This is a genomic window from Mesorhizobium jarvisii (genome assembly GCF_003601985.1).
Taxonomy (GTDB): Bacteria; Pseudomonadota; Alphaproteobacteria; order Rhizobiales; family Rhizobiaceae; genus Mesorhizobium; species Mesorhizobium jarvisii.
On the sequence record NZ_QZXA01000015.1, the window covers coordinates 16967 to 30617 of the forward strand.

The following is a 13651-nucleotide window of genomic DNA, read 5'->3' on the forward strand; positions in this document are numbered from 1 at the left end:
AGGATAAATGCGATGCAAACCGTAACGGGATTGTTCGACGACTATGATGACGCCAACGATGCCGTAGGCGAACTTGTGGCAACTGGCGTGCCTCGCGATGAGATCAGCCTCGTGGCCAACAACGCGACCGGGTGGTACAAAGCCGACGACGCCGAGGCGGGTGAGGATGCGGCCACCGGAGCTGGCCTTGGCGCCGTCGTGGGCGGCGCCGGCGGCCTGGCGACTGGCCTCGGGTTGATGGCCATCCCTGGCCTTGGACCTGTCGTTGCGGCTGGATGGCTGGCGGCCACGGCTGTCGGCGCGGTCGGTGGTGCCCTGGTTGGTGGGGCCGCAGGCGGCATTATCGGGGCTATGACCAAAGCCGGTGTCCCGGAAAACGATGCCCATGTCTATGCGGAGGGTGTCCGTCGCGGTGGAACGATGGTCACAGCCAGGGTCGAGGACAGTCTTGTTCCGAACGCCGAACAGATCCTCAAGCAATACAACTCGGTCGACATCGCTGACAGGCGCTCTGCGTATGAAGCCGCCGGCTGGACCGGTTTCGATCCCGCGGCCGACGTCTATCCTGACGACGACCTCCGGCGGGGGACCCGGGCGCGATCTCTGATGTAAACCGCAGGGCGGCGAAGCCGCCCTGTTCTTCTCTTAGATGGGATAGAGCCAATGCGCCTAAAGCGGCTCGCGACCGCTGAGGTCAACCCAGGCGGGAGCATGGTCGCTTGGTTTCTCCCATCCGCGCACTTCAACATCGACGCCAGCTGAGTGTATCCGACCGGAAAGTGAGGGGCTCACCAGGAGGTGATCCATGCGCAGGCCAGAACTGCGATCGTAACCTCCCCGGTAGGTGAAATTCCAGTAAGTGTAGATGCCTTTTTCCGGATGTATTGTGCGCACGGCGTCCACCCATCCGCCGGCCAACATGTCAGCATAGGCCTTGCGGGTCTCGGGAAAATACACCGCATCGCCAACCCAGCGGTGCGGCACGACCGCGTCTATTTCGGTTGGGACGACATTGTAATCGCCACACAGAACCGTCGGCACGTTTTCCTCAAGCAGTAGCTGTCCGTAGGCAATGAGACGGTCGAACCATCTAAGCTTATATTCGAATTTTGGCCCCGGCGCTGGATTGCCGTTTGGCAGATAAAGGCAACCGACGACGAGGCCATCGACCTCCGCCTCAAGATAGCGGCTATGCGTGTCGTCCGGGTCGCCCGGCAACCCGCGTCGTCGTTCAAGCGGCACTTGCCCCCGGGCCAGGATGGCAACACCATTGTATGATTTTTGACCGTGCCAGATCGCGCCGTAACCGACGGCCTCGATCGCTTTTTCAGGGAACTTCTCGTCCGAGGTTTTTAACTCCTGCAGGCAAACAATGTCGGCACCGGTTTCCGACAGCCATTTCAGCAGCACAGGCAGCCGACCGTTTACACCATTCACGTTGAATGTTGCCACCCGGGTCATTTTCGATCGCATGGGGCCACCTACTGTGTTGACTTCGGAGCCGGATGACGTCGCCGCATGATATCGATAAGGCTGCTGTGAAGATCATCCCAATTTTCGACTATGTCTTTGTCGGTGATGCCTTGCGCCTCTGCTTCGACCGCGAGCCGTTTGGCGAGTTCCGTTATGTCCGCATTACCCACGCGCCGGCCGTCCAGCAGATCGTATCTCTCCATCCACAGGTGTAAAAAGTGAACGGCGCGCTGACATTTCACGTTCGCGCTCCCACATCGAAATTTTCCATGGCGTTGACAACAATGCGGCAGAGGCTTTCGAAGTCGGCGTCTATTTCAATCCGCTTGAGGCCGTCGGCCCTGAACTCGGCGGCAGGTTTATGGATGGGCTCGTCTCTGAATAGATGCATCCGCATTGGCGGTCTCCGGAGTGCCGTCTGCAAATTCACCAGGGCAGAAAATTGACGCCGCGCGTGTTCGTTTATTCATAAGCTCAAGCGCGACTTTCCGTTCCTATAGCGTTTTCGATATTCGTCGTGGTCAGAGCAGGGACGTTGCGAAAGTTGCTCCCGCTCGACTGGCGAAATTCCATCCTTATCGGCAGGAGTGCCGCCTGCGGGAGACTGCCCGGGCCGAATTCCCTGTCGACGGCATCACTGAGCTGTCGTTTCCTTGCCATAATGGATCCGAAAATGGATTCTCCCCTTCCTGCGGGCTAATCACGGCCTGAAGAAAGGCTAGAGGCGACGGGAAACGCGCGCCCGGACCGTTCCTCACCCCGAAGCGGGCAGCTTCATTCCGAGCGGTGAATTCAGACAGCGGGAGGTCTGATGGTCGCGTTCGCGGGCTATTGTTCAAGCCTTCTCACGTTGGTGTTCGCCGGGATATCTCCCGAGACATCTGCCCCTGCCGATGTTGGACGATCGCGTCGAGTACTGCTTCGTACGTGCTCCCGTTGTCTTGCTTGAGCTCCTCGCTACGGATGCCGATCGCTTTGGCGTCGGAGAGAAGCTTCTGCGTTGCTTCAGCAAGCGTGACCACATTGGCACCAACAATTCCCGACATATTGTTCATCAGCCATTGGCGAAGGAATTTTGCGCCGCGTTCACTCATCGTTTTGCTCCACGCAATTCCCTTTCCATCTCCTGCAGAGAGGCGGCCCGTGATGCAGTTCTCTTATGGGTGTTGGCCTTTTCATCGCCCCAGAAAGCCACTGTTCGCGCAACCTTCCCGTCTTGGATTCCTGAGCCTTTTGTCGGCATGAATGATCCGGAGGGCATCTCTGGCCGCGCGTTTTATTCGACGTTTGTCAATCTTTCTGCGCATGAAAACCTCCCCTGTGGTTGTTTCACAAAATGTGATCCGCCGCAGGAGGGTTCCAGCGCGCAAGCACAGACATTGGCTTGGTAAAAAACGTACAAATGACGCCGAACAAGCCCACTTGCGAACGGTAAAGCGAACGGTTCCGAGACAGGAAATGATCGCTGTCCTAGCCTGCTTCCGGCTTTGCGGACAAATTGCGAAAACAGCACATGAGGGTGACGGGGATGCAGTCTCGGCATCGCGCAAACAGGTTCGTTCAAATCCTAAAACCCGTCGAAGGTTTTAGAGGCGCGTAATATTGGTCGCCCTCACGACAATATCGTTCTGGCGGAATTCCTCCGCGAGCTTCCCCTTCACTGTTTGCCAATACGTGGCTTCCAGAGTCTCGGCCATGACCTCGAACAACACGACGTCATCGTGGTGGCTGCCGCCTCCGCCTTCGTGCCACAAGCCATTGGCCGGCGAACGCATGTAAGCGGTCGCACCGCCAAATTTCTCAGCGAGACGTTCTTGAACGTCACGGTAAAGCGTCGTTGGGAAAGGTGTCCCGGAATTGTCGCTCAAGGGGAGCAGTATTTCCACCAGAACCATATTCAAGTCCTTTGCGCGTCTCTCTGAGAATGACATTCCGCGCGGGAAGTTCCGTTGACGCAGGCTCCGCGATCCTATTTGACGCTGGCCTCCGGCCTCCCATCTGCCGCCGCGGTCTCCTCGTTGGGCGCTTGAAGGCCCCGCGGGGTATGGCTTCGTCCTTGCCAGGGCGCTCGCGACCTGGATCGCGCGTCGCGCTGTCTATCTTGGAGATGGACACCTCCAATCGCGCATTTCATGGCCGCTACGAGGTTGGTGAGTGCGCGACCGGCGTTGACGGTGGTTCTTGCCCGATATGTTTATTTCGTCGCGGGTATTGTGTCCCTTGGCTCCAGTACGGGGCTGCGATAGGCTGAGCAATCACAGATCGACTTTGGCGCCTGTCGCCCACGTCTGCGAACTGGCAGCAGCGTTGGCGATCGAGCTGTTCTCGAAGACCGCGTCCGACATTTCAAACGGTCTTAAGCATATTGATGACTATACGCGACCGCGTCTTTTTGGCATTGCTCGTTTTGCCATGCGGCGTGGCGCTCAACCTTTCCGCTCCTGCTTGGCTCTGGCAAAGCCCCGATCCGTCGCGATGAATCGCTCAAGCATGGGCACAATCAGGCGAAGAGGATCCGTGGAAGGCTGCCCCGCGTCGCGGCCAAGGATCTCAGCATATCTGGACAGATCGCGGTGCAGCGGCGCAGGCAGTTCCACCGTGACCTTAACCGGCTTGTCATCTGCAATCGGACCGAGTTTCAGCTTGGCCATTTCAGCCTCCATAGGGTTCGAGCACGAGATCGCGCGTAACGACGACACGCACATCAAAGCCCGGTCGTATCGTCAATGTCGGTGCGATGTTAAGTTGGCGCTGGACGATCTGCTGGCCCACCTGGCTGAGACTGTCGGAGGCGCCGCCGCGCAAGGCGCGCACGGTGTCACTTTCCTGGCCGGACGAGCCGGCCTCCGCACCGACACTGAGGATGGTGGTGAGTGCGGCCGCCTTGAACAGGTCGGCCCAATGGTAGTCGACGCCGTCCTCAAGGCCGGCATAGCCTTGGGTGTCAGTGCCAGGCTGGCGTTCAAGAACAATGGAGCGGCCGTTGGGAAAGACCAGCCTGCTCCAGACGAGCAGCACGCGACGCTGGCCGAAGCCGACCCCATTGTCGTACTGGCCAATGACACGCGTGCCTTGCGGGATCAGCAGCGAGCGACCCGTGGGACTGTCATAGACATTCTCGGTGACCTGCGCGGTGATCTGACCGGGCAGATCGGAACGGATGCCGGTGATGAGTGCTGCCGGAATGACGGCCCCTGCCTGGAGCACATAGGGCGATACCGCCGGCGTGACGCGATCCGGCGCCACGGTGCGCCGATCAGCGGCCGCATTCAGAAAGCCGAGCTGGCGGTCCTGCGTGGTCGACTGGCCGATCTGACCGGCAAGGTCGGGGCCGCCAAGGTTAGGCGGGGAAGTTCCTCCGGGCGGGGTTTCGGCCATCGCCGCGGTTGACTGCCCTGTCTGGAAGAAGACACGCGAGATTCGGGCCGCCTCCTCTTCGGTCCGCCGGCGCTGTTCCGCCTCATCGACCATGGGTGTGGCGATCGTTGGCGGCACGACGGGCTGTCCCTTGTTCTGGGCATCAAGCATCGGCCGGCCAAGATCGCCAGGCAGCGGCGGCCCAAGAACGGGACCGGTATAGTCGCGCGGCAGGCTGGCCAGTCCGTCGGCGGGCTGTCTGTTCGACGTCGAGTAGAGCTCGTCGCCATGCCTGCGCGTTTCACCCGTCTGAAGCGCGTAGATCAGCGCGCCGCCGACGCCAAGCGATGCACCTAGGCCGATGCCGGCGAGCACCTTGCGGGACAGGCGCGTGACACGCGGCGGATCGGCGCGAAGCCGCATGGGGGCAGCCGGGATTTCGTTCTCCTTCATGATTGCTCCCCTCCCCTTTGACGAAATGCGTTCTTTGCATTCGGCGCCGCGTTGGTGCCTGAGATCCACAGACCTCTCCTCGCATCGGTGCGGACGATCCTGACCGTCTGTTGCCGCTTGCCGCTGCCAAGCCGCAATTCCGCCGCGCCAAAGAGACGGTCGACGATCAGGGTGTTCTGGTAGACGCGGCTGTTGGCGATCTCGGCCTCGCCGTCCGGGCCGATGACGAAGATGGGCGGCATCTCGCCTTGCACGATCCCGCCTGGAAACTCGACATAGACCCGCCTGCCGTCGTCATAGACGCCGACAGGCCTCCAGGGGGGCGCGTCGCCGGTGAGACCATAGCGGTATTTGCGTTCGGCAATGGCGGGAATCACCGGTGTCGCCGGGATTACCCGCGCTTGTCCCGCCGGCGGAGGGGGATAGGCCCATGACACGGCTGGCATATACGGCTTCTCGCCCGATCGGAGCTCGATCATGTAGCTGCGCCGGTCGGTGGTGATGACGAGATTGGTGTTGATGTCCGAGCGCAAAGGCTTGACCAGCACATGGACGCGCCTGGCGACGCCCGCTCCGCTTTCGGTGTCACCGATGATCCAGCGGGCTGTATCGCCCGCCGCGATCGGACCTTCGCCGGTCAGGCTTTCGCCAGGCTCAAGCGCGATGTCCGTTATCTGTCCTGGAGCGGCATAGACCTGGTAGAGTGCCCCTTCGCTCCAGGGATAAATCTGAATGGCGTTGTAATAGCCCTCACGACGCGGCTGGACCCGCGCCGCCGCGTTGGCGTTCTCGACGCGCGCCACCGGCGTGCTGCCGGCGACACCGCCGCGGGTCGCGACCCACCCTGGTGGAACGTGCAGCGGCTTTGGTCTTTCATCGAGCGCGGCTGCCGGAGCGGCGGGCAAAGGCGGCACGTAGGCATCATAGGAGATCTGAGGTGGTTTCTGCGGCATGGCGCAACCGGCAAGTATGGAGCCAGATAGCAACACCACGGCAAACGCCGACCTTGTCAAACCCGGAGTGGCGATGACACACAATGGCAGGTTCATTGGGTCATCTCCCGGGACCAGTTGATGGCGTTGACGTAGATGCCGAGCGGATTGGCGCGAAGACGTTCGGCGTCGTTTGGCATCTGTGTCACGATCGTCAGGATCGCGGTCCAGCGCTCGGTGCCGGAAAGCTGGCCGTTTTCGTAATGGTGCTCGATCCAGGCGACACGAAAGGAGCCCGGTGAAGCCCTGATGACCGAAGAAATATCCACCGCGACCTGCTGCTTGCCGACCCTGGAGAAAGGATCGTTGGCGCGAGCATAGTCATTGAGCGCTGCGGCGCCCTGGTCGGTGGTCCAATCATAGGCGCGCAACCAGTCCTGGCGCAGAACAATCGGGTCTGCGGGGATGGAGCGCACCTGTTCGACAAAGCGGGCGAGATGCCACGCTATCTGGGGATCAGTCGGCTTGTAATCCGCGATCGCGGGCGCGGTCGCTTGAACCTGGCCCATCTTGTCGACCTGCACGACCCAGGGCACCACAGTACCGCGGCCCAATTGCCAGACCAGTGACGTGGAAAGGCCTGCCGACAAGATGAGCGACCCGAACGCCATGGCGCGCCAGTTGCGTGCCTGCACGCGCGCAGAGCCGATGCGTTCATCCCAGATCTGCTCCGCCTTTTGATAGGGGGTTTGGGGGAGAGGGGTCTTGCCGTAGTGGACGTCGGGTCGCCTGAAGATGTTCATGGATCATTCGCCTTCAGAAAGAGAAATCGAAGCTCCGCCGCCATGGCTGTCGCCGGCGCGTACCGCGTGGGCAGCGGTCTGGGCGCCATGAGAGAGGCGTTGAGAGCGCTGCAAGCGTCTGGCCCATTCCGGCTGCCCTTGAGCGCTCGATGGCTTGCCCGCGCCCGACGCAGGAGCATCGGTTGACACCGCGGCACCACCGATCGTTCCCATGGTCGACGAACCGCCGGTGATTTCAGCCGCCGAACTGGCGCCGAAGGTGAAGCTGGACTTAAGCGATTGACCGGTGTTTGCGGCAGCACGCTTGAGGGGGGAGGAGGCTGCCGTAGCGCCAGCACGCGCAATGCCGCCCAAACCGGAGGCGATGCCTGCCGCGCCAGTCTGGCCGGCGGCGCCAAGCGTATAAGCGGCCGAGGCGCCGCCAGCGAGTGACGTGGCGCCACGAGCGGCTGACACAGCGCCCGAGAATGCGGTCGTCCCGCCTCGCGCTGCCAGGCCGGCGGCGCCATAGCCCGCAACCGACATGCCCCCCGCCGCAAGGCCGGTGCCAACGGCCGCACCGGCGCCAAGCTGCGGTCCACCCGCGACGAGGCCGTTGGCAATACCGGGACCGAAGATGCCGAGGCCAAGCAGCGACAGCGCCGCCAGCACGATCGCCATGGCCTGGTCGATGGTGGGGCTCTCGCCGCCAAAGCCTTGGGTGAATTCGCCGAAGAGCGTCGACCCGATGCCGATCACCACGGCAAGCACCAGAACCTTGATGCCGGACGAGATGACGTTGCCGAGCACGCGTTCGGCCATGAAGGCCGTCTTGCCGAAGAGGCCGAAGGGGATCAGCACGAAGCCGGCCAACGTCGCCAGCTTGAACTCGATCAGCGTCACAAAGAGCTGCACCGCCAGGATGAAGAAGGCGAGCAGGACGAGCGCCCAGGCAAAGAGCAGGCAAACAATCTGGATGAAGTTTTCAAAGAAGGAGACGTAGCCCATCAAACCGGAGATCGCCTCAAGCAATGGTCGTCCCGCATCGAGACCGGTTTGCGCCACCTTGCCGGGGTGCAGCAGGTCCTGTGCCGAGAAACCCGTTCCACTCGCCTTGAGACCAAGACCGGAGAAACTCTCGAACACGATTTGAGCGAGACCGTTCCAGTTGGATATCAGATAGGCAAAGACACCGACGAAGAGCGTCTTCTTGACGAGCCGTGCAAGAATGTCGTCATCAGCGCCCCAGCTCCAGAAGAGCGCGGCGAGCGTCACGTCGATGACGATCAGCGTGGTGGCGACGAAGGCGACCTCGCCGCCGAGCAAGCCGAAACCGCTGTCGATGTAGCGGGTGAAAGTGGCCAGGAATTGGTCGATGACACCGGTATTGCCCATGTCTATCGGGCCTCGTGCAGGGCAGCATCCGGCGCGTCCGGCTCGACAATTGAACGCCCCGATGGCTCTTTGAGACCAAGAAAGCGATCGCGCTGTTCGGCCCATAGCCGCGCGCATCCATCATCACGCAGGGCAGCCTCGCCAAGGACCTGGCAGCGGCGCAGACTGTCGTGAAGCGGATTTGGCATGTAGGCTGAGGTTGCGCGCGGGCGCTGGCCCGCCGGCTTGTCCTCCTTCCGGCTCATACCGAGCGCCGCCGCCGTGGCGGCGGCCGCGACAAAGATGACAGCCGCCATGCGAGCGAGCGTTTTTCCGTCCATGGCCTTCGACCTCAGCGGTTGAACATCTGGACCGAGCCGGCCTCGTAGCCCGAGCCTGGAGTGAGGAAGCGGCGCCGCTGCTCGCGTCCCTGATCGACCGCGGCAGCCCGTTCGGCCTCAGTCAGAGCCTGTGCGCGGCCGTTGGCAGCGACCACAGCGGTCAGATCCGCGAGCTGCTGGCCCTGGAGCGCGAGAAGCTGATTGCCAGCTTGCGTCGCCTGCAGAGCTCCGGTCGCCGATTGGCTGGCGCCGACCAGCGCCGACATCTGCGCCCGGCCGGTCTCGATGTTTCCAACCACACCGGCCTGGACGCGCATGGCGTCCTGAAGGCCGCCCACCGTGTTTTGCCAGCGCGAGCGCGCGTCCGTGACGAGCTCTCGGTCGGATGCCGAGAGCGAGACGCTGGCGTATTGCTGCTGAAAGGCCTTGTCGACCTGCTCGACGTCGAAGGCGATGTTCTGTGCTTGCCCGAGAAGCTGTTGCGTGCGTTGCACCGACTGTTGCAGTTGCTGGAGCGAGGACAAAGGCAGGCTCGCCAGGTTGCGCGCCTGGTTGATGAGCATCTGGGCCTGGTTCTGCAGCGAGGTGATCTGGTTTGTGATCTGCTGCAGCGAACGCGCGGCCGTCAGAACATTCTGGGAATAGTTCGATGGATCAAACACGATGAGGGCATAAGCTGGCGCCGTCATCATGGGTGAGATGGCGGCCGGCGCGGCGAGCATTGCCGCGACCAGAAAGATGGCGCGTGGGCGGCTTTGATGAACAGTCATGGTTGCGGATCCTTTTCAGGTTCGGGAAGGGTCAGGTTGGGAATAAGGTCGGCGGCCCAGCCGACGTCGCGGGCACGCAGCCAGGCCGCCAGGAAGCCGTGGCGGCCATGCTCGGCGATGATGCTGCCAATCAGGGCCTGATCGCCCTTCGAGGACGCGGCGCAAAGTGCCAGCCCGACCTCGGACAGGCCGAGCTCGAAGAGACGGTTGCCGCGGCGGGACTGGCAGTAGTAATCGCGCTTGGGTGTCGCTCGTGCCAGGATTTCGATCTGGCGGTCGTTCAGGCCGAAGCGCCGATAGATGGCGGTGATCTGCGGCTCAACCGCGCGCTCATTGGGCAACAACAGCCGGGTTGGACAGCTTTCGATGATCGCCGGCGCGATGGTCGAATTGTCGATATCGGCAAGCGACTGCGTGGCGAAGACGACGCTGGCGTTCTTCTTGCGCAGCGTCTTCAGCCACTCGCGCAACTGCCCGGCAAACCCCTCGTCGTCGAGGGCAAGCCAGCCTTCGTCGATGATGAGCAGCGTTGGACGCCCATCGAGCCGATCGCCGATGCGATGGAACAGATAGGACAGAACAGCCGGCGCGGCTTGCGTGCCCACCAGCCCTTCTATCTCGAAGGCCTGGACGGATGCCTGGCCGAGATGTTCGGCCTCGGCGTCGAGCAAACGGCCGTGGGCGCCTCCGACACAGTAGGGGCGCAACGCCTGTTTCAGGTCATTGGCTTGCAAGAGCACGCTGAGCCCGGTGATTGTGCGCTCCTCGACGGGAGCAGAGGCAAGCGACGTCAGCGCCGCCCAGATATGCTCCTTTGCGTCCGGGGTGATTGGGACGCCCTCGCGCGTCAGCAGCGCAACGATCCAGTCAGCCGCCCAGGCGCGCTCGTACGTGTCATGAACCCGGGCGAGCGGCTGAAGCGAAACGGAGGCATCCATGCCTTCGGTAAGCTGCCCCCCGAGATCGTGCCAGTCGCCACCCATGGCGAGCGCCGCCGCGCGGATAGAGCCGCCGAAGTCGAAGGCGAATATCTGAGCGTTGCGGTAGCGGCAGAATTGCAGGGCCATCAGCGCGAGCAGCACCGACTTGCCGGCGCCAGTGGGTCCGACGACGAGTGTGTGACCGACATCGCCGACATGAAGGACCAACCGGAACGGGGTCGAGCCTTCGGTCTTGCCGTAAAGCAAGGGAGGACTGACCAGATGCTCGTCCCGTTCCGGCCCCGCCCACACGGCGGACAGGGGCATCATGTGGGCGAGATTGAGCGTTGAGATGGGAGGCTGGCGGACATTGGCATAGGCGTGCCCAGGCAAGGAGCCGAGCCAGGCGTCGACGGCGTTGACGGTCTCGGCAATCGCCGTGAAGTCGCGGCCCTGGATGACCTTTTCGACAAGGCGCAATTTCTCGTCGGCGACGCGTGGTTCGGAATCCCAGATGGCGACGGTCGCGGTGACATAGGCCATACCCGCCATGTCGGCGCCGAGCTCCTGCAACGCCGTATCGGCGTCGGCCGCCTTGTTGGCGGCGTCGGTGTCAAGGAGGGCTGACGCTTCGTTGGTCATCACCTCCTTCAGGATCGAGGCGATGCTCTTGCGCTTGGCAAACCATTGCCGCCTAATCCTGGTCAACAGGCGGACAGCGTCGACCTTGTCGAGCAGGATGGCGCGGGTCGACCAGCGGTAGGGGAAGGCCAGCCTGTTGAGGTCATCGAGCAGGCCGGGTGTTGTGGCGGTCGGGAAGCCGACAATCGAGAGCATGCGAAGATGCTTGTCGCCAAGCCGCGGCTCGAGCCCGCCGGCGAGCGGTTCATCGGCCAGCAGCGCATCGAGATAGATCGGCGTCTCGGGGACGCGCACCTTATGGCGCTTGGTCGAGATCGTCGAATGCAGATAGGTGAGCGTTTCGCCGTCATCGAGCCAGTGGCATTCCGGCATGAACCCGTCGAGCAGGGACAGCACGCGCTCTGTCCTGTCGACAAAGGCGCGCACGATCTCGCCCGGATCCGCGCACGACTGGTTGCGCCCCTCATAAAGCCATCCCTCGGCGCGCGTGGCGTCTTCGGGCGGCGGCAGGAACAGGAAAGTGAGAAAGTAGCTCGATACGAAATGAACCCCCGCCTCGTCGAAGTCGGCTTTGCGCTCGGCATCGAGCAGCGCGGAGGCTGCATTGGGGAACTGGCTCTCGGGATAGGAGGCCGCTTCATGCCGCTGCGCTTCGACGAAGATGCTCCAGCCCGAGCCGAGGCGACGAAAGGCATTGTTGATGCGCGATGCCACCGCCACAAGCTCGGCCGCGACGGCGGAGTCGAGATCGGGCCCGCGAAACTTCGCGGTGCGCTGAAAACTTCCGTCCTTGTTGAGCACGACGCCCGGCGCGGCGAGAGCTGCCCAAGGCAGATAGTCGGCAAGGCGAGCGGCTGTCCGGCGGTATTCATGAAGGCTCATCACGGCCGCGTCCTCAAACCGACAGGTGCCCGGGCAGCCGCAAGTGCCGGCGTCCGACCTCGAAAAACAACGGATCGCGCCTGGCGGCCCATACCGCCGTCAGATGTCCGATTGCCCATATGAGGAGACCGACCAGCCACAGCCGCAGCCCAAGACCGACCGTGCCCGCCAGCGTGCCATTAAGGATCGCGATTGCGCGCGGCGCGCCGCCGAGCAGGATCTGCTCCGTCAGCGCCCTGTGGACGGGCACCGTCCACCCCGGCACCGCGTCGAGTTGTTCAAGAGCGCTTGTCATCAGATCAACGCTCCGCCGCCGAACGAGAAGAACGACAGGAAGAAACTCGACGCGGCAAACGCGATCGATAGGCCAAAAACGATCTGGATGAGCCGCCTGAAGCCGCCCGAACTGTCGCCGAAAGCCAGCGTCAGGCCGGTGACGATGATGATGATGACGGCCATGATTTTGGAAACCGGTCCCTCGACCGACTGCAGGATCTTTTCGAGTGGCTGTTCCCACGGCATCGAGGAGCCTGACGCATGGGCGCTCGACGCGACCAGGAGATTGATGGCAAGGGCGGTGGCCCCCGCGGCCAGGTGGCAGCGTGCAAGGAGGCGGATCATGAGATTTCTCCTGGGTTGATCGGTGTGGCGTCAGCAATGCGATAATCGCCGTCGGGACCGAGACCCTCGACCCGAACGAGTTCGCTAAGCCGTCTAGCGGCGCCACGTCCGGCGAGCACAGCGACGAGGTCGATCGTGTCGGCGATCAACGCACGCGGGACAGTGACGACGGCTTCCTGGATAAGCTGCTCAAGGCGGCGCAGCGCGCCCACGCCGGAGCCCGCATGAAGGGTACCGATGCCGCCGGGGTGCCCGGTTCCCCATGCCTTCAGCAGGTCGAGAGCCTCGGAGCCACGCACCTCGCCGATCGGGATGCGATCGGGACGCAGACGCAGCGAAGAGCGGACCAGGTCGGCGAGCGTGGCGACGCCATCCTTGGTCCGCATCGCGACAAGGTTGGGCGCGGCGCACTGTAATTCGCTTGTGTCCTCGATGATCACGACCCGGTCCATCCCTTTCGCCACTTCGGCGAGCAGCGCGTTGGTGAGGGTCGTCTTGCCAGTCGATGTGCCGCCGGCGACAAGGACATTCGCGCGCTCCGCAACCGCGGCGCGCAAGATCGCGGCCTGGCCGGCTGACATTATGCCCGCCGCGACGTAGTCATCGAGCGTGAACACGGCGACGGCGCGCTTGCGGATCGCGAAGGCGGGTGCTGCGACGACGGGCGGCAACAGCCCCTCGAAACGCTCGCCGGTCTGCGGCAACTCGGCCGAGACGCGTGGGGAACGGGAATGGACCTCGGCGCCGACATGATGGGCGACCAGACGCACAATCCGCTCTCCAGCGGCCGGCGCCAGTGTTTCCCCCGTATCGGCCAAACCTTCCGAAAGCCGGTCCACCCAGATGCGGCCATCCGGATTCAGCATCACCTCAACGATCGCGGGGTCGTCGAGAAACCGGGCGATGGCTGGTCCGAGCGCGGTGCGCAGCATGCGCGAGCTGCGCGCGCGTCTATCGGTATCGTTGTGCGATATAGCCATCCTGTCCCCGTTTGAGCCGGGAACGCGTCAGACGACGCCCGGTCGGGGACGATCAAAAGAGCTCTGGAGCGGTCGGGTTCAACGGGTTTCAGCCATCATCGTAGCGTGGCGTGCAATTACTGGC

The 13651-nt window shown here is 62.9% G+C and carries 17 protein-coding genes; 2 read left to right on the forward strand and 15 right to left on the reverse strand.

All coding sequences use genetic code 11. The annotated features are described in order from the left end of the window. Window positions 1–12: 12 nt before the first annotated feature. Window positions 13–612 (forward strand): hypothetical protein, encoded by a 600-nt coding sequence (locus D3242_RS28955; protein WP_019863684.1) that lies wholly within the window; start codon window positions 13–15, stop codon window positions 610–612. Between the two features lie 57 nt (window positions 613–669). On the opposite strand, the gene xth is transcribed toward D3242_RS28955, so the two are convergent. After that, the gene (gene xth / locus D3242_RS28960) at window positions 670–1461 is read right to left on the reverse strand and encodes an exodeoxyribonuclease III (RefSeq protein ID WP_064982020.1); all 792 of its coding nucleotides are present in this window, start codon (window positions 1459–1461) and stop codon (window positions 670–672) included. A gap of 44 nt (window positions 1462–1505) precedes the next feature. Here xth and D3242_RS33690 point away from each other — a divergent pair, with 44 nt between their 5' ends. Continuing rightward, a complete protein-coding gene (locus D3242_RS33690; protein ID WP_019863686.1) occupies window positions 1506–1688 on the forward strand; it encodes a hypothetical protein in 183 nt (60 codons plus the stop codon). 23 nt (window positions 1689–1711) lie between these two features. Here the strand turns inward: D3242_RS33690 and D3242_RS33695 are convergent, their stop codons facing one another. The 14 genes from D3242_RS33695 to trbB form a co-directional block, all read right to left on the reverse strand. Next, window positions 1712–1870, reverse strand: a complete 159-nt coding sequence (locus tag D3242_RS33695; RefSeq protein ID WP_155772682.1) for a hypothetical protein — start codon at window positions 1868–1870, stop codon at window positions 1712–1714. A gap of 448 nt (window positions 1871–2318) precedes the next feature. Beyond that, a complete protein-coding gene (locus tag D3242_RS28970; protein ID WP_064982022.1) occupies window positions 2319–2567 on the reverse strand; it encodes a DUF768 domain-containing protein in 249 nt (82 codons plus the stop codon). Between the two features lie 492 nt (window positions 2568–3059). Next, window positions 3060–3368, reverse strand: coding sequence for a hypothetical protein (locus D3242_RS28975; protein ID WP_064982124.1), 309 nt, complete (start codon window positions 3366–3368; stop codon window positions 3060–3062). 531 nt (window positions 3369–3899) lie between these two features. Continuing rightward, window positions 3900–4124, reverse strand: a complete 225-nt coding sequence (locus D3242_RS28980) for a DUF2274 domain-containing protein (RefSeq protein WP_027047861.1) — start codon at window positions 4122–4124, stop codon at window positions 3900–3902. 1 nt (window position 4125) lies between these two features. Beyond that, window positions 4126–5283, reverse strand: a complete 1158-nt coding sequence (locus tag D3242_RS28985) for a TraB/TrbI/VirB10 family type IV secretion system protein (RefSeq protein ID WP_064982024.1) — start codon at window positions 5281–5283, stop codon at window positions 4126–4128. Beyond that, entirely contained in the window at window positions 5280–6332 is a 1053-nt protein-coding gene (gene trbG, locus D3242_RS28990) for a P-type conjugative transfer protein TrbG (RefSeq protein WP_064982026.1), read from the reverse strand. Before trbG ends, D3242_RS28985 begins: the two co-directional genes overlap by 4 nt. Next, the gene (trbF, locus tag D3242_RS28995; RefSeq protein WP_064982028.1) at window positions 6329–7018 is read right to left on the reverse strand and encodes a conjugal transfer protein TrbF; all 690 of its coding nucleotides are present in this window, start codon (window positions 7016–7018) and stop codon (window positions 6329–6331) included. Before trbF ends, trbG begins: the two co-directional genes overlap by 4 nt. 3 nt (window positions 7019–7021) lie before the next feature. Further along, a complete protein-coding gene (gene trbL / locus D3242_RS29000) occupies window positions 7022–8392 on the reverse strand; it encodes a P-type conjugative transfer protein TrbL (protein WP_064982029.1) in 1371 nt (456 codons plus the stop codon). Window positions 8393–8394: 2 nt separating this feature from the next. Next, the gene (gene trbK-alt, locus D3242_RS29005) at window positions 8395–8712 is read right to left on the reverse strand and encodes a putative entry exclusion protein TrbK-alt (RefSeq protein ID WP_064982031.1); all 318 of its coding nucleotides are present in this window, start codon (window positions 8710–8712) and stop codon (window positions 8395–8397) included. Between the two features lie 11 nt (window positions 8713–8723). Further along, complete coding sequence (gene trbJ, locus D3242_RS29010; RefSeq protein WP_064982033.1) at window positions 8724–9482, reverse strand: P-type conjugative transfer protein TrbJ; 759 nt, start codon at window positions 9480–9482, stop codon at window positions 8724–8726. Next, window positions 9479–11929 carry a conjugal transfer protein TrbE gene (gene trbE, locus D3242_RS29015; protein ID WP_064982034.1) on the reverse strand — a complete coding sequence of 817 codons (2451 nt, stop codon included), beginning with the start codon at window positions 11927–11929 and terminating at the stop codon, window positions 9479–9481. The genes trbJ and trbE overlap by 4 nt, the downstream gene beginning before the upstream one ends. Before the next feature lie 10 nt (window positions 11930–11939). Beyond that, window positions 11940–12221 carry a VirB3 family type IV secretion system protein gene (locus tag D3242_RS29020; RefSeq protein ID WP_064982036.1) on the reverse strand — a complete coding sequence of 94 codons (282 nt, stop codon included), beginning with the start codon at window positions 12219–12221 and terminating at the stop codon, window positions 11940–11942. Further along, window positions 12221–12547, reverse strand: a complete 327-nt coding sequence (locus D3242_RS29025) for a TrbC/VirB2 family type IV secretion system protein (protein WP_064982038.1) — start codon at window positions 12545–12547, stop codon at window positions 12221–12223. The genes D3242_RS29020 and D3242_RS29025 overlap by 1 nt, the downstream gene beginning before the upstream one ends. Then, entirely contained in the window at window positions 12544–13527 is a 984-nt protein-coding gene (gene trbB, locus D3242_RS29030) for a P-type conjugative transfer ATPase TrbB (protein WP_064982040.1), read from the reverse strand. Before trbB ends, D3242_RS29025 begins: the two co-directional genes overlap by 4 nt. Window positions 13528–13651 lie beyond the last annotated feature (124 nt).

Coding starts and splice junctions, on each gene's coding strand:
- D3242_RS29025 (WP_064982038.1), bottom strand. CDS start 12,547: ATGATCCGCCTCCTTGCACGCTGCCACCTGGCCGCGGGGGCCACCGCC.
- xth (WP_064982020.1), bottom strand. CDS start 1,461: ATGACCCGGGTGGCAACATTCAACGTGAATGGTGTAAACGGTCGGCTG.
- D3242_RS33695 (WP_155772682.1), bottom strand. CDS start 1,870: ATGCGGATGCATCTATTCAGAGACGAGCCCATCCATAAACCTGCCGCC.
- trbK-alt (WP_064982031.1), bottom strand. CDS start 8,712: ATGGACGGAAAAACGCTCGCTCGCATGGCGGCTGTCATCTTTGTCGCG.
- D3242_RS28975 (WP_064982124.1), bottom strand. CDS start 3,368: ATGGTTCTGGTGGAAATACTGCTCCCCTTGAGCGACAATTCCGGGACA.
- trbF (WP_064982028.1), bottom strand. CDS start 7,018: ATGAACATCTTCAGGCGACCCGACGTCCACTACGGCAAGACCCCTCTC.
- D3242_RS33690 (WP_019863686.1), top strand. CDS start 1,506: ATGACGTCGCCGCATGATATCGATAAGGCTGCTGTGAAGATCATCCCA.
- trbL (WP_064982029.1), bottom strand. CDS start 8,392: ATGGGCAATACCGGTGTCATCGACCAATTCCTGGCCACTTTCACCCGC.
- trbB (WP_064982040.1), bottom strand. CDS start 13,527: ATGGCTATATCGCACAACGATACCGATAGACGCGCGCGCAGCTCGCGC.
- D3242_RS28985 (WP_064982024.1), bottom strand. CDS start 5,283: ATGAAGGAGAACGAAATCCCGGCTGCCCCCATGCGGCTTCGCGCCGAT.
- trbG (WP_064982026.1), bottom strand. CDS start 6,332: ATGAACCTGCCATTGTGTGTCATCGCCACTCCGGGTTTGACAAGGTCG.
- trbJ (WP_064982033.1), bottom strand. CDS start 9,482: ATGACTGTTCATCAAAGCCGCCCACGCGCCATCTTTCTGGTCGCGGCA.
- D3242_RS28980 (WP_027047861.1), bottom strand. CDS start 4,124: ATGGCCAAGCTGAAACTCGGTCCGATTGCAGATGACAAGCCGGTTAAG.
- D3242_RS29020 (WP_064982036.1), bottom strand. CDS start 12,221: ATGACAAGCGCTCTTGAACAACTCGACGCGGTGCCGGGGTGGACGGTG.
- D3242_RS28955 (WP_019863684.1), top strand. CDS start 13: ATGCAAACCGTAACGGGATTGTTCGACGACTATGATGACGCCAACGAT.
- D3242_RS28970 (WP_064982022.1), bottom strand. CDS start 2,567: ATGAGTGAACGCGGCGCAAAATTCCTTCGCCAATGGCTGATGAACAAT.